Consider the following 24,519-nt stretch of genomic DNA (forward strand, 5'->3'; position numbering starts at 1 on the left):
TAATTAAACAATTCTGAATTAATATGAATGTTGTTGATTACCTATTTCTAGAGTCAGAGAGTCTTGATAAGGATTTTGTTATCGGGCCTAATGAGACAATAGCTTATAAGCAGATTTATAAGGAAAGTATGCTGTTTGCCAACTATTTGAAAAATCTGATTGGAGAGAAGCAGGGAGTATTATTGGCAAGTGAAAATTCTGTTTTGTTTATAGTTACCTATTTGGCTATCATTAAATCTGGCAATATTTGCATCCCTATTGATCCAACTATTGAGCAGGATAATTTTGAATATATAGTTAAGACATCTAAGAGTAAGTGTATTGTATTTTCTGATAGATTTACTAAGATCATATCTAAATCAGTTGATTATAAGATTGATAAAAATAGATTCGATGAAATAATCAAGAATTCAGATTTAAAGACTGCTAAATTTTCAGACGAATTTGATTCTAACAGAATTGCAGAAATTCTATATACTTCTGGATCAACAGGTATACCTAAGGGTGTAATGATTAGCCATAAGAATATTATTGCAAATACAAATTCAATAATTAGTTATCTGAAATTAAAAACAGATGATATAATGGGAGTTGTTTTACCCTTTTATTATTGCTATGGCTTATCATTATTACATACTCATTTGAAGGTTGGAGCTTCTTTAGTATTGATTAACAATTTCATTTTTCTACCTACTGTAATAAATAATATTAAAGGATATAACTGTACAGGTTTTGCTGGAGTTCCGAGTCATTTTCAAATTTTACTAAAAAAATCAGAATCCTTTAAAAATACCAATTTTCCTAATTTAAGGTATGTTACACAAGCAGGAGGAAAACTTCATAATAGTTTCATAGAGGAGTTTATTGAGATTTTTTCAAATATTGAGTTTTTCGTGATGTATGGGCAGACTGAAGCTACAGCTCGTTTATCGTATTTACCTCCAGAAAAATTGAAGGAAAAAATTGGATCTATTGGCAAATCTATACCTGATGTTATCTTGAAGGTGTTAAATGAGAACGGTGAAGTTGCAGAAACTGGTGAACTTGGAGAAATAGTAGCTAAGGGCGATAATATAATGCGTGGCTATTTTAAGGATAAAGAAGGTACAAAGGACGTATTGAAAAATGGGTGGTTGTACACGGGTGATATAGGCAGTATGGATGAAGATGGTTTTATTTATTTACAGAGTCGAAAAAAAGAAATTATTAAAGTTGGCGGTAAACGAGTAAGTCCTAAAGAAATTGAAGAGGTTATTGTTTCAATAAATGAGGTTGTAGATTGTACTGTTATTGCTGTCCGTGATGACTTGCTGGGAGAGGCCATTAAAGCGATTGTTGTTTTAAAAAATGACTGTGATGAGAAACAAATCAAAAAGCAGATTTTGAAAAAATGTCATCAGAAGCTTCAAATACATAAGGTTCCTCAGTTGATATGTTTCGAAGAAGCCATGCAAGTCAGTTCTTCAGGTAAGAAAATAAGATCTCATTCTATAATTTGATTCGTGCATGAATCGAAAGGATTACTAGAAAATTTATACAAAAGTAATATCAAACTATACACCTATGAAATTTAATAAATTAATAATTTTTCTGTTGTTGCTTTCAGTAGTTTCCTGCATACCTCAGAAAAAGACAGTCTATATGAGAGATGTCAGTGGTAAAAAAGAGTATATAAATCTATATACAAAAGCTATTGAGGTCACAGAAGCTTATACAATTCTGCCAGGAGACTATATTTATATCAGAGTTTTAACTCCTGATGAGGCTGTTGCTAGTCTTTATAACCTTAATGTAGGCCAGATGAATATGAATAATATGGGAGATCCTAGCAGTTTGCGATTTCAGAGTTATCAAGTTGGTGACGAAGGTGAAATTGATTTTCCGTATATTGGTGAAATTAAGGTAGTTGGCTTGACAATAAAGGAGTTGAAAGCAAAAATGCAGAATATTCTTAAAAACCATATTGATACTTTTACTCTTCAGGTTCAATTAACCAATACACAGTTCACAATATTGGGAGAAGTGAATAATCCTGGCCAATATAACATGAGCAAAGATCATATTACAATTTTCGAAGCGATATCGCAAGCTGGAGATTTGACTATTTACGGAAAGAGAAAAAAAGTGAGAATTGTACGACCTTCTACTGATGGGACTAAAACAATTACTGTGGATTTAACTGATTTAAATCTTGTTGATAGTCAAAACTACTATATCCAACCTAACGACCTTATTTATATTGAGCCTATTAAAGCTCAGATGTGGGGATTCGGAGAGTCCTTCTCATTAAGTTTAGTAACAAGTTTGATTACTTTCTTTTTATTGGCAAACTCACTAAGATAGTAGTTTGCAAAGCTTTCTCACAAAGGGTATAATTCCTAAATCATCCAATTTATTAATCTTCATATCCATACACTAAGATTATGTATCATTCGAATAACAATAGTTCTCATATAAATGATGATATATTCAGTCTTGAGAATGAATATAAAACAGAGAAACCCAATATTCAAAAATGGTTTTATTTATTTCTGAGTAAATGGTATTGGTTTGTTGTATTTATTTTATTGGGCTTATTAGTTGCTTATCTTATAAATAGATATACAACACCAGTTTATAAAGTAGATGCTACAGTTCTCATTAAAACTGAAAGCCAAACAAATATGCCAGAAGATATGGCTATGATGAGTGGATTTTCCACGCCTGAGATGCAAAATTTTCAGAATCAAACCATTCTGCTAAAAACAGAGTCATTGATACTTCGTACTCTGGAGCGACTTGATTTTAATGTCGGTTACTATTCTAAGGATAAGTTAAAGTCTAATGAAAATAATTCTTTAAGAATTTTTCAGACTCTCAATCAAGCATTTTTTTCAAAGGGGAAATATAGAGAAGTAGAGCTCTATTTAAATAAGCCATTTCAAGTTATTATAGATAAAACTCATGTGCAACCTATTGGTCTTAGGTTTTATCTTGAAAGAAATAATGATGGAAAACTTCACATAGTTGCTCAAGGAGAGGATGTTATTCTTCACGATTTTTTGAATAAACAAGATATTGGAATGTTATCATCTATTCAGGTTGATGAGCCAATAGAAATTGGGAAGCGAATAGTTCGTGAACATTATTCATTTACTATTATATCAGAGTACTTAAACCTAGATGAAGAGTTGAGTAAAAATGATATTTTTTTCTTTATTCGTAACAATAGACGAATGGTTAATGAATTTAACGAGATTGAAGTTTCATTTGCAGCCCAAGGTGCATCCATTGCTAATATGTCAACAATGGGGACTTGTCTTGAAAAAACAAAGGCTTTTCTAAATATGTTGATGGAGGTTTGGATTCAAAGTAGTTTAGATCAGAAAAACCAGATTGCCAATAATACAATTTTATTTATCGATCAGCAACTTTATGGTTTGGGTGATACGCTAGGTCGAATGGGAGCAAAACTTCAGAATTTTAGAACCTCAAACAAAGTGGTTATGCCAACTGTGCAGGTTGAGGCAGCTTATACCAGGTTACAGGCAATTGATGTTGAGATTTTAGAATTACAAACACAGTCATCATATTTAAAAAGATTAAGAGGGTATTTGAATAAGAGAGAAGACTATAATAAACTAATCTCGCCAGCTTCGGTAGGTTTAGAACAGAGTGTTTTATCTGAATATATTACGCAACTGGGTGAAGTAAGATCAGCTCTTTTACAATATGAGGGTAAGGAAAAATTAAACAATCCATATTTGGAAAGACTACAACGTCAGGAATCTACCATACTTGCTTCGCTTTATGAGAATATCAATTCTCAGGGAGATTATATAAATCATCAAGAGGAAGTATTGAAAAAGCAAAAAGCCAGAATATCTCGTGAACAAAATTTATTGCCTCGTAAGGAGCAGCAGTATATGAATATTCAACGAAACTATGACCTGACTAATGATTTGTATACGCTTCTCTTGGAAAGGAGAGTAGAAGCTCAGATCCAAAAGGCGTCCAATCTTCCTGACAATGAAGTGATTGAGCCTGCTTTTTTTGCCGCAATGATACAACCTAAGAGTATGCTTGTTTATATAATGTATTGTGTATTCGGTTTTATGATTCCTGCGGTATTCTTATTTTTAAAAGATTTATTTAATAATAAAATACAAACCGAAGAAGATTTGGAACGAATAACTTCTGCTCCTATTATTGGGAATATTGCATTTAGTAAGAATGATGGAGATATTTTAACACAAAAGCACCCTAGTTCGCGTATAACAGAAGCTTTTAGATCTTTAAGGACTCGTCTGGATTATCTTAAAAATGGAAGTGATAAACAAACAATATTAGTAACGTCATCTTCTTCAGGGGAGGGGAAATCATTTTGTGCTGTTAATATTGCTGGTATATTAGCTCTTGCTGGGAGAAAGACGATAGTGCTTGGTTTTGATCTTAGAAAACCCAAATTAGCTAATTACATAGATGTACCTGAAGAAATAGGAATCTCAACGTTTTTGATAGGTAAGCATACCCTTGATGAGGTTATTTTTTCTACAAAATATGAAAATCTGGATTGTATTGGTGCGGGGCCGATACCTCCAAATCCAGCTGAATTAGTAGATTCTAAAGTAACAGCTAAATTATTCGAAGAATTAGAAAAACAATACGATTGCATTGTGATAGATACTAGTCCTATAGGAATGGTAACTGATGCATTGTTATTAACTCCTTATGCAACTACAAACGTTTTTGTTGTTAGGCATCAGTTTACTCATAAGTTATTCTTAGAGCATAACATAAAAATGTTGAATGAATCTAATATTCAAAATGTGAGCATTGTAATGAATGGTATCAAAACTCAAAAATATGGATATGCATATAAGTACGCATATGGCTATAGTTACAATACTTCAAATATGTAGAATTAATAATTTGAAGTATTGTAATTCCCTGAGTTAATCAACTAGTTTTTAATAATCATATTTAATAATTCTGAATCATGGATATAATGAATCGTAAGATTGCTGTTATAGGTCTTGGCTATGTAGGGCTACCTCTTGCTGTTGAGTTTGGAAAGAAATATATAACCGCTGGGTTTGATATAAATCTAACTCGTATCTCGGAATTAGAATCAGGTAATGATAGAACCTTAGAAGTTGATAAGGGAGATTTAGCAGCATCGGAATTGTTGGTTTTTACTAGTGTTGAAGAATTTCTTCAACAATTTGATGTATTTATAGTTACTGTGCCAACTCCAATTGATAAAAATAAGCGTCCGGATTTAAGGCCATTGCTTAAAGCCTCGGAAACTGTAGGGAAAGCTTTAAAGAAGGGTGATGTTGTTATTTATGAATCGACAGTTTATCCAGGAGCTACTGAAGAGGATTGTGTTCCTGTATTAGAAATGGTTAGTGGCCTGAAATACAATAAAGATTTCTTTTGTGGATATTCTCCAGAAAGAATAAATCCTGGGGATAAAGTGCATACAGTAACTAAGATTCAAAAGGTAACATCAGGTTCTACTCCGGAAGTTGCAGATTTTGTTGATTGTTTATATTCTTCAATAATAACAGCTGGAACATATAAGGCATCTTCTATAAAAGTAGCTGAAGCTGCAAAAGTGATTGAGAATTCCCAAAGGGATATAAATATAGCTTTTGTTAATGAGTTGTCAGTTATTTTTAGTCGTATAGGAATTGATACTCATGAAGTTCTTGAGGCAGCTGGAACTAAATGGAATTTCTTACCTTTTAAACCAGGCTTAGTCGGAGGACATTGTATTGGAGTCGACCCCTATTACCTAACGCAGAAAGCACAGGAATTAGGATATAATCCTGAAATAATGTTAGCTGGTCGAAGATTAAATGATAGAATGCCGGTTTTTGTAGCCTCTATGGTGATAAAGGAGATGATTAAGAAAAAGCATCGAATTTCAGATTCAAAAATATTGGTTTTAGGCTTGACTTTTAAGGAGAATTGCCCAGATGTCCGAAATTCAAAGGTTATAGCTCTGATTCATGAATTTAATGAATTTGGATGTGAGGTTGATGTTTATGATCCTTGGGCTGATAAGCAAGAAGTGATAGATAAATATGGAATAGAACTACTCAGTTGCATTAATGGAGATAAATATGATTCTATTGTTTTAGCAGTTGCTCACTCTGAGTTTAAAGATTTAGATTATGCTGCATTAAGGAATGGTGGGAATGCAGTGATTTACGACATAAAAGGTGTTCTTCCCAAAGAAGTTGTTGATTGTCGATTGTAGACCACTTGGATGAAATCTACTGCAATAACAAAGGAACGTTTGTTGAAAGAAACAAGGCAATAAAGACGATATTAATTATAGGTCAGGTTGTAAAACTTTAATAAATTATTTTATGAAAGGAATTATATTAGCTGGAGGATCTGGTTCTCGTTTGTACCCAATTACGCAAGGAGTATCAAAACAGTTATTACCGATATATGATAAACCTATGATTTATTATCCTTTGTCCGTATTAATGTTGGCAGGTATTCGAGAGGTATTGATAATCACAACACCAGAAGATCAATCTGCTTTTAAACGACTTCTGGGCGATGGTTCTCAATGGGGAATTTCTCTTTCATACAAAGTGCAGCTCTCACCAGATGGTATCGCTAAGGCTTTTCTCATTGGGAAAGAGTTTATTGGTGAAGATGATGTTTGTTTAGTGCTTGGAGACAATATTTTTTATGGTGATGGACTGACTCCTTTATTGAAAGATGCACTAATTACGGTTTCTTTTGAAAAGAAAGCTTGTTTATTGGGGTACTATGTGAGTGATCCAGAACGTTATGGTGTAGCAGAATTTAATGTGGATGGGGAAGTTGTTAGTATCGAGGAAAAGCCTAAACGTCCTAAATCGAACTATGCAGTAGTTGGATTATACTTTTATCCCAATGATGTGATTCATAAGGCTGAAAATATAAAACCTTCTCATAGGGGCGAATTGGAGATTACATGTTTAAATCAGGTTTACTTGAAAGAGAAAAGATTGAAACTTAATAGAATGGGACGTGGGTTTGCATGGCTAGATACTGGAACTCACGAATCATTGCTTGAGGCAGGAAGTTTTATTCAAACGATAGAAGCTCGACAAGGTCTTAAAGTGGCTTGCCTAGAAGAGATTGCTTATAAGAAACATTGGATAACTATTGAGAAGTTAAATGAAGCAATTGCTCGTTACGGTTGTAATGTCTACGGGAATTATTTGAAACAAATTGAGAAGGATATTAGTTATAATTACTTACTCTAAATGAAAACGATAACAGGTAGGAATTGTTTTATAAGATTTAAAGGTATGATTGTTTTGTAATTAGGTATAGGTTTATTTTTCATTATTATGAATAATGTGATTTGAAATCTAACTTGAGTAATATATAGCTATAGTAATTTATATGAGTTCAGACGCAAGGAAATTTTTAAAAGGAGTAACATCTGGTTACCTTGTTATGATCATTAGTTTGTTAGTAAATCTATGGCTTATCCCATTTGTCTTAAAATTTCTAACTAGACCTGAATATGGGATTTTTGCAATCGCTACTGATTTATTGGCTTGGCTTTCTTTAGCAAATTTAGGAATTAGTGCTGCATTTAATTCAAAAGGTGCTCATTTAATGGGCTCTAAAAATGTTAAAGAACTTAATATTGTTGCGAGTACCACTTTCTTTACTCAATTGGTAAGTGCAATTGTAATAATACTAGCAGGCGTATTTGTTACAATTCATCCTGAATTACTATTTGGTAGTGATGTAAATGCAGATAATATAGAATTGGTTGTTGTTTTACTTGTAAGTGGTTATACTTTAAGTTTTATTTTTCAACCAATGAATTCAATGCTAATTGCTAGCAAACAAATTCATATTGATAATTATCTTAAGTTTGGCTTGTTGATTATTAAAACAAGCCTGACCGTAATTCTATTGATGAATGGTTTTAAACTTCTATCCCTCGCAATTAGTAGTGTTGTAGCAACAATTATTATTACAATAGTAACCTGGCTTAGAGTCAAGAAGTCTTTGCCATATGTTAAGATAAAATTGAGTTCATGGAAATATAATCGTTTTACATTTTTATTGAAAAAAGGAGTTTGGTTTAGTCTTGGAGGGGTAGCTGGAATTTTAATTTTAAGAATGGATTCTTTTTTAATTGGTAAATATATCTCCTTGTCTACGGTCGCGAGTTATGTAATAACAATAAAACTGTATCAAATAGCCGATACTTTTCATCAACAATTTTTTAATACAACCCGACCATTTTTTGCTCAGATGTTTGGAAAGAAGGATATGAAGTCTCTTGCAAAGATGTATAATATTACTTTCTATTCGTCCTTTGCGGCAGCTTTTGGAATAGGTATTTGTATTTATTTATTAAATAGGTGGTTTGTTTATTTATGGGTTGGTTCAGATTTTTATCTTGGTGATACTATAAATATGTTGTTGTGTCTTAATTTCATACTACAGGCATCTGTGCTTCCCAATAGAATTATTCTTGCAACAACATTCTTTAAAATTGTATCACATAATATAATACGATTTTTGGAAGGGGTAATAAAATTATTGGCGAGTATTGCATTATTATATTATTGGGGAATTGAAGGGGTGATATTTGCAGGTTTAATAAGTTCACTTGTTTTTTCGAATATTGTCTTAAATATTTTTACGAGTCAATTTTTTAAAGAGATAGCTTGGAATAAATTGACATTGATTCTATTTATCTCTATTATCCCACTCATAATTCTTTTTGTGACCGATTATCAGCTTAAACTCACCTTGTTTGCCTTTTTAATAGTAAGCGTATTTGTATTTGTTTGGAGAAAAATAAGAAAGCAAAATATAAACTATCCATCTATTGACTTGAAGTTTGTAAGCCTTATTAAAAGTTTTTTACTTAAATAATTATTGTTTTTTCAATGGAATAAAAAGTAGATGGGAAGTTTAAAAGACAAAACCTTAAATGGACTATTTTGGAGCTTCTTTGATAGTTTTGGAAAGCAATCAATATCTTTCGTTATAGGAATAATTCTAGCTAGAATATTAGATCCTTCTGTTTATGGAATATTAGGGATGATTGTAATTTTCATGGCTATTTCCAATGTTTTTATAAGCTCTGGGTTTGGTACAGCCTTAATAAGAAAGACCGATTTAAAGGATGCGGATTGTAATACTACTTTCATTTTTAATTTAGGAGTTGCTTTACTTTTTTATTGCTTATTATTTTTCACATCTCCTTTTATTGCATCCTTTTTTGATGAACCTAGTTTGAAACTAATAATCCGGGTATTGGGAATAGGACTGTTGATTAATGCGGCTTCTATTGTTCAGCATTCATTAATGACGAAACGGATAGATTTTAAAACTCAAAGTAAAATATCAATAACAAGAACAGTTTGTAGTGGTACAGTTGGTATAATAATGGCCTATAGAGGCTTTGGAATATGGAGTCTTGTTGCGCAACAGTTAGTTGGTGGATTTTTAGGAACTACCTTATTATGGTATTATAATACATGGAAACCAAAGTGGGAATTTTCAGTACAAAGTTTTAAAGAACTATTTGGTTTTGGCTCTAAACTGTTGGCTTCAGCACTTATTGATACAACTTTTAATAATATATATTATTTAGTTATTGGTAAGTATTTTGCAGCAGCTCAGCTAGGTTATTACACGCGTGCACAAGGCTATTCAAACTTGTTTTCGAGTAATCTAACAGGAATAATAGAACGAGTTAGTTACCCTGTTCTTTCGTCTATTCAGAATAATCCAGATGCCTTGACAAAGGGGTATAAAAAAATATTAAAATCATCCATCTTAATTTCATTTGTTGCAATGATGGGCTTGGCTGCTTGCTCCGAATCTCTTGTTGTAATATTGATTGGAGAAAAATGGGCACCATGTATACCTTATTTGCAGCTATTATGTTTTTCTCAAATGTTGTACCCTCTTCACGCAATTAATTTGAATATTTTAAAGGTAAAAGGGAGGTCTGATCTTTTCTTGAGATTAGAGATAATTAAAAAATGTATATCTATACCAGTTATAATAATTGGAATTTATTTTGGTATAAAAGCAATGCTAATAGCGATGATTTTCAACGGATGTGTCGCCTACATTTTGAACAGTTATTATACCGCACGTCTAATTGAATATTCAACAATTCAACAACTAAAGGATATTACGCCCTCATTTTTGGTAGGTGCTGCAACCTGCTTGATTATGTGGTCTGTTGAATTATTGATGCTTTCAGTTGTACAACAGTTTTTAGTTCAATTGCTAGTGGGAGGTCTTTTTTTGATATTCATTTTAGAAATTTTTAAGCTCAATGAATATCTTGAGATTAAATCAGTCTTTCACAAATACTTTCAAAAAGTCAGTTTTAAACGTTCTTAAGATGGGGCTTGCATTAGTAGTCTAATAGTAAATAACATCCTGATTAACCTTGGAGGTTGACTTATTTATTCTCTCAATTAAGCAACAATTTATAGTTCTGTTGCTATTCGGTGATTTTATATTACTCATTTTACATGAAATTTCTTCTTAATGGATACTTCTAAATTAAATAAATCATACGAACAAAATGGCAGGAATTCAGTTATTAAAGGACTCGGAAAAAGAGTAATTAATGTAACCTCGCCTGAGCTTCCACCTTTAGAGGAGTTTATTCCAATGTTGGAAGATATCTGGGAAAGTAAATGGCTCACGAATAATGGAAAATATCACGGTGAATTTGAAGATGCATTGGCTAAATATCTGGGGGTACCTTATATTTCGATTTTTTCAAATGGTACTCTTGCACTGATAACAGCTTTACAATGTTTTAAAATAACAGGAGAAGTTATAACAACTCCTTACAGTTTTGTTGCCTCTTCGCATGCTTTACATTGGAATGGCATAGCACCTGTTTTTGCCGATATTGACCCTGTTACATTAAATCTAGATCCTCAAAAAATTGAGGCCGCTATTACGTCTAGAACAACTGCTATCATGCCAGTTCATGTGTATGGGAATCCATGTGATGTTCACGCGATTCAAGAAATTGCGGATACTTATGGTCTAAAAATAATTTATGATGCAGCACATGCCTTTAGTGTTGATGTTGATGGACATTCAGTATTGAATTATGGAGACGTATCTATATTAAGTTTTCATGCTACAAAGGTGTTTAATACGATTGAGGGGGGAGCCATTATTTGTAGGGATGAAGCAACTAAAAAGCGTATTGATTATTTAAAGAATTTCGGATTCGCAGGTGAAACAAAAGTTATTGCTCCTGGAATTAATGGAAAAATGAATGAGTTGCAATCAGCTTATGGTTTACTGCAATTAAAAAGAATAGATGATGCAATAAATAGGAGAAAACAAATTACTTATCTATACCGAGATTTACTGAAGGATGTTAAGGGGATTAGTTTTCGAGAGGATATGAAAGGAGTAAAGCACAATTATTCCTATTTCCCAATATTTGTTCATGAAATGGAATATGGTGAATCTCGAGATTGTTTATATGAGAAGTTAAAAACACATAACATTTATGGACGTAGATATTTTTATCCATTAATCTCACAATTTCCAACTTATAGAGGCTTACCATCTGCATCAGCTAATAATTTACAAGTAGCTGAAGACATTACAAAGAAAGTTATTTGCTTGCCTATTTATCCTGATTTAGAAATTGAGATTATAGAATTTATTGTAAGTATTATAAAAAGAGAAATATGAAATTAGCAATAATGCAACCCTATTTCTTCCCATATCTGGGTTATATACAATTGGTAAACTTAGTTGATAAGTTTGTGTTTTATGATGATGTAAACTTTATTAAAAACGGTTGGATTGCTAGAAATAGAATCATCTCTAACACGAATTCGTTACAATATTTTGGTGTAAACTTGACCCAAGCAAGTCAAAATAAACTTATAAATGAAATCAAGATTGGTAATGATTCTACAAGGAAATTGAAAACAATAAAGCATGTTTATTCTAGAGCTCCTTTTTTTAATGATGTATATCCCTTAATAGAAGCTTGTTTGAATGATCCAGTTAAGACGATAGCAGAGATGTCTGCAAACTCTGTTGTTAAAGTTGCAGATTATTTGGGTATTGAAACGGAATTCGAATTTAGTTCAAAGTGTTATGCCAATTCCATTGATTTCGGGAGATCTGAAAGGATAGTTGCTATTTGCAAACAAGAAAAAGCCTCGACCTATATAAATTCTATTGGTGGGGTTGAATTGTATTCCAAAGACTATTTTAAGAAGTTTGGGATAAACCTACAATTTCTTGATGCTAACAGAGTGACTTATAATCAATTTAATAAACCGTTTGAAAGTAATCTTTCTATAATTGATGTGTTGATGTTTAATTCGTTAGATAGAGTTAAGGAGTATTTAAATTTTTTTGATTTAAAATAATAGTGTTAATATCAATACATAACCAAATCCTCTTGATTTGAAGTTTGGTATAGAGTTTACATCAAGCGAAGTACCTTTGAATTGAACTAGACTAATTTGTTAAAAATTCACACAAAAAAATGAACATTTTTTTTAGAGCATTTGAATTAGAAGATGCAGAATTTATTAATGCATTGAGAGATAATGAAGTCATGGAGAGCAAAATCGGTGGCAACAAACGTTTTGTATCTCTGGCACGAGAGCGTAAATGGATAGAAGATATTATATATGGGGATTCCAAGGAACAAATTTATTTAGCTATTTGTGAAAATGGAAGTAAGGATATAATAGGCTATTCCTCAATTTCGGATATAGATCACTTTAATAAATCTTGCTCTTTAAGTGGAATTAAACTTGATGTTGAGTTTTCCAAAAAGGGTTATGGTATTCAAGTTATAATTATGATGTTAAGATATGTATTTGAAGAATTAGGAATGGAAAGATGTACTTCTATATGTCTAGAAAATCATGTTGTAATGGCAAAAATATTAGAGAGAGTTGGTTTTCATACAGAAGGATTACTCCGTCATTCATTATTTAAGAATGGAGCTTTTCAAAACCAATATCTATTTAGTATTATAAAAGCTGATTATTTCGAAAGAAAAAAGAAACTTCAATAGATCTAAATTTTATATTGATATGACTAAACCTCTTGTGAGCATTAATTGTATAACGTATAATCATGAGAATTATATTGCTCAGACTATTGAAGGCTTTCTAATTCAGAAAACAACTTTTCCGATAGAAATAATTATTTGTGAGGATGCTTCAACTGATAATACTGCGAAAATTATACAAGAATATGTCGATAAGTATCCTGACTTGATTATTCCTTTGTTTCAAGAAACAAATCAATATTCAAAAGGAAAGAACCCTGGGTTTGAGATTTCAATGCCGAAGTGTCAGGGGAAATATATAGCTCACTGCGAAGGAGATGATTTTTGGACTGACCCCTATAAGCTACAGAAACAAGTTGATTTTATGGAGGCTAATCCTGATTATTCGTTTATTTTTCATGATTGTGAAATACTTGACCAAAAAACGGGAGAAAAGATCTTACGTGTTGGAAATCGTCAAATTGATGTGGTTGTAGACCTTGAATCTATTATTCTGGAAAATAACGTGCCTACAGCTTCCATTTTGCATAGAAATATATTGAATTTTAGATCATTACCGCCATGGTATTTGACAGTCAGTAAAGGTGATTATGCTTTAGTTATTCTTTTGTCTGAACGTGGATTGGGGAAGTATTTACCTGATGTGATGTCAGTTTATAGAGTCCATATTGGAGGTGTATGGTCGGGTACTAATATTGCTTATCGTAACAGTGAAGATATAAAGTTTTTTGAATTTTTGAATGAGCAATTTTCTAATCAAAAAGTGAGAAACGCTATAAAAAAGAGACTGAACCATTGTTTGTTTGAAAAAGCATTTATTAAAATAAAACGGGGAGAATTAGTAAGTGGTTTGTATTTATATCTTCTACATATGAATGCAAATAAGGAGAAGAAAAATCAGAATGAAATGAAAAAAATTCTTAGTGCTTTTAAGATAGGTCTATTGTATCTGTTTCGTAAGCCCATAGCTTATTTAAAACTAGATGTTAATAACTCTTCTGTATAAATAATGTGATTATTTTTTTATCAGTCATTTATTAATTATCTCAACTTATTAAGATTAAAATGAATAAGATTTTTGTTATCGGACCTTCCAAATATATAGGGAGACATTTTAAATCTATAGAAAACTCTCTGGGAGCAAACTTTGTTTATTTTGAGGAATATCAGCCTAATAAAATAATTGAAGAGAAGCCTGATTTGGTTATTATTCCAGATGAACACTGGTGTGAATTGGGCAATATTGTTGCTACATGTAAGGCACATGGGATTCTTACTTTACAATTGATGGATGGTATTTTAGAGTGGAGAAGAACCTGGGATTATGGTTCAAATGGACACCGTATAAATGGTATTCTGAATCCTTTAAACCAGCCGGCCTTTGCTCATAAAATTGCTTGCTTGGGTTTTAAAGATTTTAGGTTGTTAGAAAGTTGGGGAAATCATGGTAAATGTGAGATTGTTGGGATGCCTCGTTTGAGAAATATTCAAGGTCTTAGAACTGATTTTTCTCATTTGGATAAGAAAAAAGGTAAGATTTTGGTTTGTACAGCAAAAACGCCCGCCTTTACAATAGAACAAGAAAGAAAGACGATTGAATCATTAAAAGATTTAAGAGATTTTTTTAAGGAAAGAAATGATGTTGAAATCGTTTGGCGTTTGTCAGGTGATCTTTCTGAAAAATTGAATATTAAAAATACATTAACTGATCTTAATGGCTTGGAAATTCATAGGATAATTCAAGAAGTAGATTCAGTAATTACCACACCATCAACGACCTTACTAGAGGCAATGGTATTAAAAACACCAGTAGCATTGCTTGATTATCACAATTTGCCTCATTATTTTGAGTCGGCTTGGATCATTTCTTCACAAAATCATATTCTAAATGTCTTCGAAGAATTAATGAATCCTCCAGTGGTGAAATTAGATTATCAAGAATTTTTATTGAATGACCAGTTATTCCAACATGAAGATGCAACAACAAGACTTCTGTTGCTGATTGAAAGTATGATAAACTATAAAGATGACCCAGAGAATTTGCCTACAACGATTTTAGACAATATCTATGCACCAACTTATCGAATATCATCGGAGATTGGTACTTATTACCCAGAATTATCTTGGTTAGAAAAATTAGACAAGAGGGAGCTTGAATTAAAATTGTCTGCTGCAAAAGGGACAATAAGTGTGTTAGAAAACAAAGTGTGCAATTTAGAGAGACGTTTAAATTCCATACCATTTTATACATTACTTAAAAAATTAAAAAACAGCGTTCCATTTTTATGAAAATACTCATAGTTCATACACGAAATGATATTATAAGTGGTGCTGAATATGCAATCACTGATATGCTAAATACTCTTCCAGCTGATCTTGAATTTGAAATGATGACACCTGGTTATGGGGTATTGTCAGAGTATCTTGAAGGAAGAGGGTTTAAGGTGCATGTGAAAAAATATAGTGGTCCTCGAAGAAGATATCCAGGTTTATATCAATTGAGTTCTTTTTTGCTGATGAGATGGTTAAAAAAGCAAAAGTTTGATTTGATCTTGTGTAATACATTTGCGGCCAGTTTTAGGATGTCTCTGGGAGCAAAATGGGCAGGAATAAAAATTGCGATTTACACACGTGAATACTTTTCGAAAAAGAAACAAGTTAACCTAAATCAAGTCAATCGAGCAAGTTCTATAATTGCTGTATCTGAGGATGTTAAAGATTATTATGGAGATATGCACCCTCATGTCAACGTTTGTCATGATACTATTGATATTGGTTTGATAAATAAACGATTAAAGGACCATAAACGTTCTCTTCTTGAAGAATCTGTATTTAATATTGGTTTCATCGGCCGGATAACACGATACAAACAACCCGATCTTGTAATTCGAGCATTACCAGATATAATTAAAAAAATTCCCAATGTTCATGTTCATATTGTTGGAAAAGCTGTTAGCCAAGAATATGATTTCGAATTGGGTTTAAAGCAATTGGTGAAGGAATTGAAAATTGATTCTTATGTGACATTTTGGGGATATAGGAGTGACTCAATAGAACTAATGAAAGATTTTGATGTTTTGTGTTTAACATCAGATAGAGAACCTTTCCCACGTACGATTTTGGAATCTATGCTAGCAGGTACTCCTGTGGTTTGTTCAAATACAGGAGGATGTAAGGAAATGGTAAGGGATAATATCACGGGGCTTCATTTTGATGTTTGCAGTGATGAGAATTCAGTAAAATTAGCCAAACAGATTATTCGTTTATCGAATGACAAGGTTCTTTATAAAGAAATTGTGACGAATAGTTTAAATTTTATTCAGGAAACATTTGGTCCCAAAGACCAGACAAAACATTTTTTTAACACTCTTAGGTTGATTTCAAAATAATATTTTTCACTATGAAAGTAGCAATTATTTACGATTTAACTGAGCCCGGTGGAGTCCAAACGTGTGTCTTATCCCTTATAAAAGGATTGAATAAAAAAGGCATAAAACCTGTAATATTCTGGGATGAGGCTCCTAATAATGAGTTATTGGAAGAGGCAGGTGTAACAGTAGAGTATGTCAAGCTTAAATTCCCCATTGCCCCATCATGGATTAAAACCATGCCAAATTTGTTTAGATACTTATTATGGCCATTCAATATGGTTAGAATTAGTAAGATCCCTTTAGATTTTGATCACGTTTACTCTTTTACGGTTAATATCCTAATAGATCAGAATCGTTCACATCTATTTTATCTGTCAGGACCACCTTTACTACCTCAGTTGGAGTCGAAATCTATCCGGTTTAAAATGGCTAAGTTTTTATATAAAATGCTTATTCGACCTTTTTATCCTGCATATGAACCACAAGTTGATGGGAATTATGTAATTAATTCAAAATTCACTGCTCAACTGTTTGAAGAAGCTCATCAAAGAACCTTAGAGGTTGTTTATCCTTCAAATCAATTGAAAATTGAAAATCTTCAGAAAGAAGATCTGTCTTTTAGAGATACGGTTACTTTTTTTAGCCGCATCGTCGATTATAAACGTCCTGAATTCTTAATAAATCTTGCAGGACAGTATCCCGATTTGAAGTTTGTTATAATGGGAGGAGTTTCAAAAAACAGAATAGATTATCTAGAAAGCTTAAAGCATATGGCCAGTGATCAAAATCTATCTAACCTTTCTTTTTATCCCAATGCTTCAAGGAATGATATTGATCAAATTTTGAAAAAGACATTATTTTATGTTTTTCCTGCAATTAATGAACATTTTGGAATTACAACTGTAGAAGCTGTATTAAAAGGTTGTATTCCTTTTGTTCACGATTCAGGAGGACAAAAAGAAATTGTTCCCTTTGATTTATTAAGATTCAGTGATCGTGATTTTACTGATAAGTTTGCAGAATTATTAAGTTTAAAAAATAAAGATTTGAATCAGTTGAGACAAGATATGCATGAGCATATTCTACTTTTTACAGAGGATGCCTTTATAGATAGGATGATAAATATTTGTATTGATGAGAAGCAAATTGCAGTCTAGAGGGTTTAGTCCTTTCATCTATTTTTACATACTAACAGTTGCTGCTATAACTGGTTTAATACTGAAAAATCAAGTAGTATATGCAGGTTATGTGCTAACATTGACCATTGGTCTTGTGTTCTTATATAGTATTTTTCAAAAAGACACCGCACCTTTTTTCTCAATAATTATTTTTATTTATGCACCTTTTTTGGCGTTTTTAAGGCAATATGTCATCTCGTACAATGGAATATCATTAATCCTATTTGCAGCTCTTGTTTTATGGTTTATAAATAATAGGCAAATCTTCATAGAAGTTATATTTTGTAAAGTACGAATAGGCATTATTCTATTTGTTTTCCTTTTTGTAAGCTATGGTGTGTTTATTGGGATTCCTTTAGAACGATTTATGAAGTTTATCGAAACGGCACTGGCTCTATTAGTATTTAGTATGGTCCTGAAATCTGTTCGTTATGTGAGAAAATATACTATTTATTTTATTGCAAGTTCTTCACTGATAATATTAGGTCTTTTGCCACACATAGATACACGATTTATATTTGAAACAGGTAATGCTGTTCACAAAGCTGACCCTAGTGCCTATAGTATCGCATTAGTTTTATCGGCCTTTTTTATTATTGCAGATAAAAACGTGTGGGTTTCTCAGATGAGTCAAGAATGGCTACGGAAAATTAAATATTTGCTACTCGCTTTTATTATTGTATTGACCATATTAACAACATCAAGAATTGGATTTTTCACATTTGCGGGAAGCTACCTGTTGTTTTTGATTTTAAGCCGATTTAATCTCAAACAAATGCTACCTATAATCTTAGTTGTAAGTTTAAGTTTTGTATTTATTAGCAATACAGGTTATTCAGATATCGCGGAACATTGGTTTAATAAGACATTCAATAATGAAAGGGGAATTTCTGCGGCAACAACGGGGCGCGCTGATCAATGGAAAATGGCTGGAGTTTATCTGGTAAGTGAACCGATTGGAAATGTTTTAGGTGGTTTCGGTCCAGGAAAAGGTCCCATCTTTAGTCAGATATACTCAACAAGAATAAATGCTATTGAATCTATGGCTGGAGGTTCTTATCAATTACATTCTCTATATCTTAATGTGTTGATTGAATTTGGTCTCATTGCATTTGTTTGCTTCCTGATATTTTTAATACGGCGTTTTATGAAAGCCTATTTAATCTTTACAAAATTAAATTTTAAGCTCCCTATATTAGCCTTGTTTGCCTATGTTCTTTACATTAGTTCAACTTCTGGACTAGGTGTTGTGCCAGGTATGTTTATTGCAATATTTTTATTAAATGTTGATGACTTTAAGCGTAAAAAGCAGGTTATACGAATAGGAAAGTCAAAATCTGTTTCCCAAAATAAATATTAATCAGTCGATTTGAAAAGTTTGAGTTAAGCTTCTTTGATTTTTAAAACATTAGAATTTAGTTAGACGAATTAAAATATGATTAAAAAAGATCGATTGACATTGATTGCACATTTGCCTCACATCTTAATTGAAGGTCAATATCATTCATATGAGCCATATGTAAGAGAGATGAAATTGTGGTCAGAATTATTCGAAACTATCGATTTATACACAGAGGTCGTATATGATACACCTTCATTTTCTATTATATCATTACCATCGAATATGATTGTTCACGATTTGGGAATAAGGGGAGGTGGAGATAAAATATCACGTATAAAGCGATTTTTACAGACCCTAGTTTTGCCATTCAGGCTGTATCATATTATTAAGAGAGCATCATATCTTCACTTTAGATCACCTGGCTATACTACTTTCTTTGCCAATTTGGTTAACTATTTTTTTAAAAGAAAAGTAATAGTCAAGTGGGCAACAAGTTTCCCTCCACAAAAAGCAATGGGGAGAATTTCAAATTGGGAGGCCAAATTATTAATGAAATCAAGCAATAACACTCAAGTAATGTGTTATAACGATATTCCGAAAAGTAATTTTCATATTTTCTTCCCTGCATTATTTACCCAAAGAGAACTATATGAAATAAGTTCTTTTACAGATAAGACGAATTGGTCAGACACTTCAAGATATCGATTTGTTTGTGTAGGTCGTTTGCATCCTGATAAAAATATAGAGTTGATTTTGTATGGGCTTAGAAGATATTTAGATCAAACAGGAGACGATAACTTAATTATTGAACTGATAGGGGATGGTCCATTAAGGTCTAAGCTGGAAAGTTTAGTAAAAGACTTGAAAATAATCAAGAATATTAAGTTCAAGGGAAGTCTGCCTTTTAATGAGGTTTTAAACGAGCTGAAAACGGCAAATTTTTTAATCATGCCTGGTGTTAATGAAGGATGGGGTAAAGTTATAAATGAGTCATTAGCAGCTAAGTGTATTCCAATTGTAGTCAATAAAGGCAATGGGGCTAATGTTTTAAAACTCATGGGATCTCCAGGATTATTTTTTGAAGCTAGTGCAGATGGCTTTTCACAAATTATTCAAGTTGCTCAAGAACTGAAGAAAGATAAAATTGATCATTTTATTCAGTTAGGAGATCGAGCTAATAGTAGTATGACTTTAGAGCAATTTCAACAGAAATTGATTCATGTGTTAGATTCATTAGATAAGTTATGAAAATTGAGGTGAAAAAATAAGTGGAGTTTATTATATAAAAAATGTTGAGTATGCGTATTCTTCAGTTGATTGATAACCTAAATCCTGGCGGTGCCGAACGCATGTCGGTTAATATAGCTAACTTATTGAGTGAGACGAATAATAAATCGTTTTTATGCACGACAAGGTGTAAGGGGGCATTAAGTAGACATATCTTACCAGGTGTTGAATTATTCTATTTGAATAAGAAAAGGACATTTGATTTGAAGGCTTTTATGCGACTTCTAAAATATGTATATAAACACAGAATTGAAGTTCTTCATGCACACTCTTCGTCTATTTTTATGGGTGGTATTATAAAAATTTTCAAACCTTCTCTACGATTAATCTGGCATGATCACTATGGAAATAGAGAATATGATAGTAAGAGAAACCTCCTTTATATTTTGTTTTCGGTATTATTTGATCGGGTTATCGTTGTTAATAATAAATTAGAAGAATGGGCGAAAAAACACCTTTTGTTAGCTGATAATAAGATCGTATACTTAAAAAATTTTCCTCATTTAAATTTGAACATTAATCATGATGGGCCAACGGATTCAGTTCAAATTATATATTTGGCTAATTTGAAGAAGCCTAAGAATCATCATTTACTTGTTGAATCAATTAGTGAAATTCAATCCGAGCTAGGTGATATTAGGTTAAGTGTTCATTTAGTAGGAGCCTATCAGAACGATAGTTATTATAAAAGCTTAATTTCTCTGATTGAGAAATATAATTTGAGTTCAGTGTTTAATTTAATCGGTTCTGTTTCTGATCCTTCGAAATATTTGTTGAAGGCTGATATTGCAGTAATTTGTTCAACTTTCGAAGGTTTACCAGTAAGTTTATTAGAGTATGGTTTAGCAGAACTACCTGTGATTTCAACTTCAGTTGGACAATGCTCCGAAGTACTTGATTATGGTAAAGCCGGCTGGTTAGTAGAATCTGAGAATATCGAAGCATTCTCAAAGACTTTACTTCATGTAATATCTGACAGAGATGATGCTAAGTTAAGAGCTCTAAAGCTTAAAGAAAGAGTTCTCGATAAATATGGGGCAAATTCATTTTTAGTTCAGTATCTCAAACTGGTTGTTTAATTTAAAAAGTGGTTTTGTAGATATCCAATTCTAATTAAAAGTATCTGTCTTTATTTATACAAGAGAATATTACTTTTTGATTATTCGTAGAACCAATTTATGAAGAAGTGTAAGCTAGTTTATATTGGGAATCAACTCTCCAAATATGGTTTAACACCAACCTTAGTCGAAACTTTAGGTGAGCGTTTAAAAAACGATTTTGAAGTAGTGCAAGGGTCAAACAAACAAAATAAGATATTTCGTTTGTTGCATATGTGGTGGTTGGTGATTTTAAATAGAAAATCAGATTATTTACTGATTGATACATATAGTACCTCATCTTTCTTATATGCATGGAGTTCTGCTGTATTATCCAGATTATTTCACTTGAAATATGTTCCAATATTACACGGGGGTAATTTGCCATTAAGAGCCAAACGATCACCAAAACTTATGAAGCAATTTTTGAGTAAGGCATATGAGGTTGTTTGTCCTTCTGATTACTTAAAAGTTGAGATGGAGAAAGCTGTTGGAGGCAACTATTTGGTTATTCCGAATTTCATTGATTTAGTGAACTACTCGTTCGAAGTAAAATCAATTGAAGAAGAAAAGGAAATGAACTTATTGTGGGTTCGTTCATTCCACGAAATATACAATCCTTACTTAGCAATCATAGTCTTACGTCAATTACACAATAATGGATTCGATAAGGCAAAGCTTTGTATGGTTGGACCAGATAAAGATGGGTCCTTAAAAAAAACCAAACAAATGGTTACAGATTATGGTCTAAACGATTTTGTGAGTTTTACAGGAAAAGTATCACAAAAAGAATGGATCGCTTTGTCGAAAGGTTATAATATTTTCTTGAATACTACAAATATTGATAATACTCCAGTTAGTGTGATGGAGGCTATGGCATTAGGTTTTCCCGTAATATCAACTAAGGTAGGAGGTATACCTTATTTGTTTAGAGATAAGGAAGAAGGTATAATGGTAGAACCTAATAATAGTGAAGCAATAGTATCAGCTATTAAAAGTTTGGAAAATCACCCGGAAAACGTAAATAAAATTAGTAAGGCTGCAAGGAATAAAGCTTGTGAATGGGATTGGAATTTGGTGCGAAATCAGTGGTTAAGCTTGTTATCAAATTAATGTATGATGAATTTATCGAAGATTTTATTTCAGATTGGGGCAAAATATAGGAATCCTTCCTTGTGGAAGCACTATTCTGAATTAAAACAAACTGAAAAATACTCATTTGAAGAATTACAAGCGTATCAGGAATTTCGATTGAAGAAGCTTTTGTCATTTATCGGATTGAATTCAGCTTATTATAAAGAGCTATTTCAAAAATCAGGTATCAATCCTCAAACACTCACATTAAAAGATTTTTTTAACATTCCGATAACTTCGAAGAGTGAATTGCTAAGTAGAAAGCCTGATATTTATCAGGAAAAGAAATTTGAAAAAGAGTTTTTATGTGAGACATCTGGTACAAGTGGTGAGGTTTTAACTTTTTATCGCAACGAGTCTTGGGATTCTTTTAATCGAGCTTCCATGTTAAGAGGCTATTCATGGCATGGGGTAAAGCCTTGGGAGTCAAATCTCTATTTTTGGGGTTATAATACTGGAGCATCAGAAAGAAGAAGAATCCGATTTTTTGATTTTTTATTGAATCGATATAGGATGTTTGACTATGATGAGAAAAGTTTACTCAGTCTGGAGAAGAAACTTCCGAATGTTAAATATATAGAAGGTTACAGCTCTGTAATTTACGAACTGGCCAATTTAATGGAGAAAAGAGGAATAATTCATAAGAATCTAAAAATGATAAAAGGAACCTCTGAGAAAATCTATCCTCATTATCAGGATGTCGTCAAGAAAGTGTTCGGTCATAAAATCATCAGTGAATATGGTGCTGCTGAAACCGGGATTATTGCTTTTGAATGTTCAAAAGGGAATATGCACATAAACATGGAAGGTGTATACGTTGAAACTGATGAAAATAACGAAATTATTGTAACAAATCTTCATTCCTATTCTTTTCCAATCATAAGGTATAAACTTGGAGATTCTGTTGTATTGGCTCCTAGAAATAAGAAATGTAAATGTGGTCTGCAACATCCTATTATCGAAGAAATTAATGGGCGAGTTGGGAAAAGTATTTTGGGTGAAAATAAAAAATACCCAAGCTTAACTCTTTATTATGTTTTTAAGAATATCTATTTAAAGCATAAAGTGCAGATTAATTATCAGGCACATCAGGTAGAGAAAGGAAAATTGGATATTTGGTTAAAAGAGGAAGTTTCAGATAAAATGAAAGATTTGATTTTGGTTGAAGCTCATAAATATTTTGACACTGATATTGACTTAAATATATTGCATAGAACGAATTTCCGTGAGCAATCGGGAAAGCTTAGAGATTTTATTACGACGATAGATTAAGCGAATTATGGATCAGCCATTGGTTTCGATAATTACTCCAGTTTACAATTCATCTTTATTTTTAATGGAAACGGCAGAAAGTGTTTTTTGTCAAAGCTATAAAAATTGGGAATGGATATTAATAGACGATAAGTCGACTGATGACTCTTGGCGTATTCTTTCTGAACTAAGTCGTAAAGATAATCGGGTTCAAATACATTCTAATAAAGTTAATTCTGGCTCAGGTATAACTCGTAATCATGCTATAAAGAAAGCTAATGGAAAATATATAGCATTCTTAGATAGTGATGATACTTGGCATCCTCAAAAATTAGAGAAACATATTGCTTTTATGTTAGAAAAAGGAGCTCTCTTTTCTCATACTTCTTATGGATATTTAGATGAAAGTGGTAAGGTCATTAAAAGCACTTTTCGAGTCAGTAAGACACCCGTTTCATATAAAGATTTATTAAAGCGAACTGAAATAAGTTGTTTAACTGCTATATATGATGCTGAAACTTTAGGAAAATTTTATATGTCGGAACACAGAAGAAAGCAGGATTATGCATTGTGGCTCTCAATACTTAAAACAGGTACGAAATCGTATGGTCTCGATGAAGAATTGGCTTTTTATAGACAAAGATTAGATTCGGCAACTAGCAACAAGTTTAAGTTAATTGGGAAGCATTTCTTATTTCTGAAAGAAACTCAAGAGATGAGAACGAGTCAGGCTATTAAGTATACCATTTTGTGGATGATTAATGGCTTTGTACGATATTACCTATAGTTCTCTTAA

At 32.1% G+C, this 24,519-nt stretch carries 20 protein-coding genes; all 20 read left to right on the forward strand.

What is annotated here, in order from left to right:
* The first annotated feature begins 23 nt into the window (after positions 1-23).
* The 20 genes from DWB61_RS03030 to DWB61_RS03125 all read left to right on the forward strand — a co-directional run bounded on the left by DWB61_RS03030 (position 24) and on the right by DWB61_RS03125 (position 24,510).
* Positions 24-1,499: a class I adenylate-forming enzyme family protein gene (locus DWB61_RS03030; RefSeq protein ID WP_125029417.1), complete on the forward strand. Its 1,476-nt coding sequence runs from the start codon at positions 24-26 to the stop codon at positions 1,497-1,499.
* A 64-nt stretch (positions 1,500-1,563) separates the two neighbouring features.
* Positions 1,564-2,343: a polysaccharide biosynthesis/export family protein gene (locus DWB61_RS03035; protein ID WP_125029418.1), complete on the forward strand. Its 780-nt coding sequence runs from the start codon at positions 1,564-1,566 to the stop codon at positions 2,341-2,343.
* 80 nt (positions 2,344-2,423) lie between these two features.
* Positions 2,424-4,901 carry an exopolysaccharide transport family protein gene (locus tag DWB61_RS03040; RefSeq protein ID WP_125029419.1) on the forward strand — a complete coding sequence of 826 codons (2,478 nt, stop codon included), beginning with the start codon at positions 2,424-2,426 and terminating at the stop codon, positions 4,899-4,901.
* Between the two features lie 77 nt (positions 4,902-4,978).
* Entirely contained in the window at positions 4,979-6,247 is a 1,269-nt protein-coding gene (locus DWB61_RS03045; protein WP_125029420.1) for a nucleotide sugar dehydrogenase, read from the forward strand.
* Between the two features lie 112 nt (positions 6,248-6,359).
* A complete protein-coding gene (gene rfbA, locus DWB61_RS03050; RefSeq protein WP_125029421.1) occupies positions 6,360-7,256 on the forward strand; it encodes a glucose-1-phosphate thymidylyltransferase RfbA in 897 nt (298 codons plus the stop codon).
* Between the two features lie 142 nt (positions 7,257-7,398).
* Positions 7,399-8,898 carry a lipopolysaccharide biosynthesis protein gene (locus DWB61_RS03055; RefSeq protein ID WP_125029422.1) on the forward strand — a complete coding sequence of 500 codons (1,500 nt, stop codon included), beginning with the start codon at positions 7,399-7,401 and terminating at the stop codon, positions 8,896-8,898.
* A 30-nt stretch (positions 8,899-8,928) separates the two neighbouring features.
* Positions 8,929-10,386: a lipopolysaccharide biosynthesis protein gene (locus DWB61_RS03060; protein WP_125029423.1), complete on the forward strand. Its 1,458-nt coding sequence runs from the start codon at positions 8,929-8,931 to the stop codon at positions 10,384-10,386.
* A gap of 150 nt (positions 10,387-10,536) precedes the next feature.
* On the forward strand, positions 10,537-11,715 hold the full coding sequence (locus DWB61_RS03065; RefSeq protein WP_125029424.1) for a DegT/DnrJ/EryC1/StrS family aminotransferase: 1,179 nt from the start codon (positions 10,537-10,539) through the stop codon (positions 11,713-11,715).
* Positions 11,712-12,407: a WbqC family protein gene (locus DWB61_RS03070; protein WP_125029425.1), complete on the forward strand. Its 696-nt coding sequence runs from the start codon at positions 11,712-11,714 to the stop codon at positions 12,405-12,407. Before DWB61_RS03065 ends, DWB61_RS03070 begins: the two co-directional genes overlap by 4 nt.
* A gap of 119 nt (positions 12,408-12,526) precedes the next feature.
* Complete coding sequence (locus DWB61_RS03075; protein WP_125029426.1) at positions 12,527-13,066, forward strand: GNAT family N-acetyltransferase; 540 nt, start codon at positions 12,527-12,529, stop codon at positions 13,064-13,066.
* Positions 13,067-13,085: 19 nt separating this feature from the next.
* Positions 13,086-14,069, forward strand: a complete 984-nt coding sequence (locus DWB61_RS03080; protein ID WP_125029427.1) for a glycosyltransferase — start codon at positions 13,086-13,088, stop codon at positions 14,067-14,069.
* Between the two features lie 59 nt (positions 14,070-14,128).
* Complete coding sequence (locus DWB61_RS03085) at positions 14,129-15,352, forward strand: hypothetical protein (protein WP_125029428.1); 1,224 nt, start codon at positions 14,129-14,131, stop codon at positions 15,350-15,352.
* Positions 15,349-16,452 (forward strand): glycosyltransferase family 4 protein, encoded by a 1,104-nt coding sequence (locus DWB61_RS03090; RefSeq protein WP_125029429.1) that lies wholly within the window; start codon positions 15,349-15,351, stop codon positions 16,450-16,452. The genes DWB61_RS03085 and DWB61_RS03090 overlap by 4 nt, the downstream gene beginning before the upstream one ends.
* Before the next feature lie 11 nt (positions 16,453-16,463).
* Entirely contained in the window at positions 16,464-17,591 is a 1,128-nt protein-coding gene (locus DWB61_RS03095) for a glycosyltransferase family 4 protein (RefSeq protein WP_125029430.1), read from the forward strand.
* Positions 17,569-18,972, forward strand: a complete 1,404-nt coding sequence (locus DWB61_RS03100) for an O-antigen ligase family protein (protein WP_125029431.1) — start codon at positions 17,569-17,571, stop codon at positions 18,970-18,972. Before DWB61_RS03095 ends, DWB61_RS03100 begins: the two co-directional genes overlap by 23 nt.
* 75 nt (positions 18,973-19,047) lie before the next feature.
* Positions 19,048-20,202, forward strand: a complete 1,155-nt coding sequence (locus tag DWB61_RS03105) for a glycosyltransferase (protein WP_125029432.1) — start codon at positions 19,048-19,050, stop codon at positions 20,200-20,202.
* A gap of 50 nt (positions 20,203-20,252) precedes the next feature.
* Positions 20,253-21,320, forward strand: coding sequence for a glycosyltransferase (locus tag DWB61_RS03110; protein WP_158614358.1), 1,068 nt, complete (start codon positions 20,253-20,255; stop codon positions 21,318-21,320).
* A gap of 99 nt (positions 21,321-21,419) precedes the next feature.
* A complete protein-coding gene (locus DWB61_RS03115) occupies positions 21,420-22,451 on the forward strand; it encodes a glycosyltransferase family 4 protein (protein ID WP_125029434.1) in 1,032 nt (343 codons plus the stop codon).
* 6 nt (positions 22,452-22,457) lie between these two features.
* Positions 22,458-23,744 (forward strand): phenylacetate--CoA ligase family protein, encoded by a 1,287-nt coding sequence (locus DWB61_RS03120; protein WP_125029435.1) that lies wholly within the window; start codon positions 22,458-22,460, stop codon positions 23,742-23,744.
* Between the two features lie 7 nt (positions 23,745-23,751).
* A complete protein-coding gene (locus tag DWB61_RS03125) occupies positions 23,752-24,510 on the forward strand; it encodes a glycosyltransferase family 2 protein (RefSeq protein WP_125029436.1) in 759 nt (252 codons plus the stop codon).
* Positions 24,511-24,519 lie beyond the last annotated feature (9 nt).

This window comes from Ancylomarina euxina, assembly GCF_003863355.1.
Classification (GTDB): domain Bacteria; phylum Bacteroidota; class Bacteroidia; order Bacteroidales; family Marinifilaceae; genus Ancylomarina; species Ancylomarina euxinus.

Coding starts and splice junctions, on each gene's coding strand:
- DWB61_RS03125 (WP_125029436.1), top strand. CDS start 23,752: ATGGATCAGCCATTGGTTTCGATAATTACTCCAGTTTACAATTCATCT.
- rfbA (WP_125029421.1), top strand. CDS start 6,360: ATGAAAGGAATTATATTAGCTGGAGGATCTGGTTCTCGTTTGTACCCA.
- DWB61_RS03090 (WP_125029429.1), top strand. CDS start 15,349: ATGAAAATACTCATAGTTCATACACGAAATGATATTATAAGTGGTGCT.
- DWB61_RS03100 (WP_125029431.1), top strand. CDS start 17,569: ATGAGAAGCAAATTGCAGTCTAGAGGGTTTAGTCCTTTCATCTATTTT.
- DWB61_RS03035 (WP_125029418.1), top strand. CDS start 1,564: ATGAAATTTAATAAATTAATAATTTTTCTGTTGTTGCTTTCAGTAGTT.
- DWB61_RS03085 (WP_125029428.1), top strand. CDS start 14,129: ATGAATAAGATTTTTGTTATCGGACCTTCCAAATATATAGGGAGACAT.
- DWB61_RS03115 (WP_125029434.1), top strand. CDS start 21,420: ATGAAGAAGTGTAAGCTAGTTTATATTGGGAATCAACTCTCCAAATAT.
- DWB61_RS03040 (WP_125029419.1), top strand. CDS start 2,424: ATGTATCATTCGAATAACAATAGTTCTCATATAAATGATGATATATTC.
- DWB61_RS03030 (WP_125029417.1), top strand. CDS start 24: ATGAATGTTGTTGATTACCTATTTCTAGAGTCAGAGAGTCTTGATAAG.
- DWB61_RS03120 (WP_125029435.1), top strand. CDS start 22,458: ATGAATTTATCGAAGATTTTATTTCAGATTGGGGCAAAATATAGGAAT.
- DWB61_RS03060 (WP_125029423.1), top strand. CDS start 8,929: ATGGGAAGTTTAAAAGACAAAACCTTAAATGGACTATTTTGGAGCTTC.
- DWB61_RS03075 (WP_125029426.1), top strand. CDS start 12,527: ATGAACATTTTTTTTAGAGCATTTGAATTAGAAGATGCAGAATTTATT.
- DWB61_RS03070 (WP_125029425.1), top strand. CDS start 11,712: ATGAAATTAGCAATAATGCAACCCTATTTCTTCCCATATCTGGGTTAT.
- DWB61_RS03110 (WP_158614358.1), top strand. CDS start 20,253: ATGCGTATTCTTCAGTTGATTGATAACCTAAATCCTGGCGGTGCCGAA.
- DWB61_RS03045 (WP_125029420.1), top strand. CDS start 4,979: ATGGATATAATGAATCGTAAGATTGCTGTTATAGGTCTTGGCTATGTA.
- DWB61_RS03080 (WP_125029427.1), top strand. CDS start 13,086: ATGACTAAACCTCTTGTGAGCATTAATTGTATAACGTATAATCATGAG.
- DWB61_RS03055 (WP_125029422.1), top strand. CDS start 7,399: ATGAGTTCAGACGCAAGGAAATTTTTAAAAGGAGTAACATCTGGTTAC.
- DWB61_RS03065 (WP_125029424.1), top strand. CDS start 10,537: ATGGATACTTCTAAATTAAATAAATCATACGAACAAAATGGCAGGAAT.
- DWB61_RS03105 (WP_125029432.1), top strand. CDS start 19,048: ATGATTAAAAAAGATCGATTGACATTGATTGCACATTTGCCTCACATC.
- DWB61_RS03095 (WP_125029430.1), top strand. CDS start 16,464: ATGAAAGTAGCAATTATTTACGATTTAACTGAGCCCGGTGGAGTCCAA.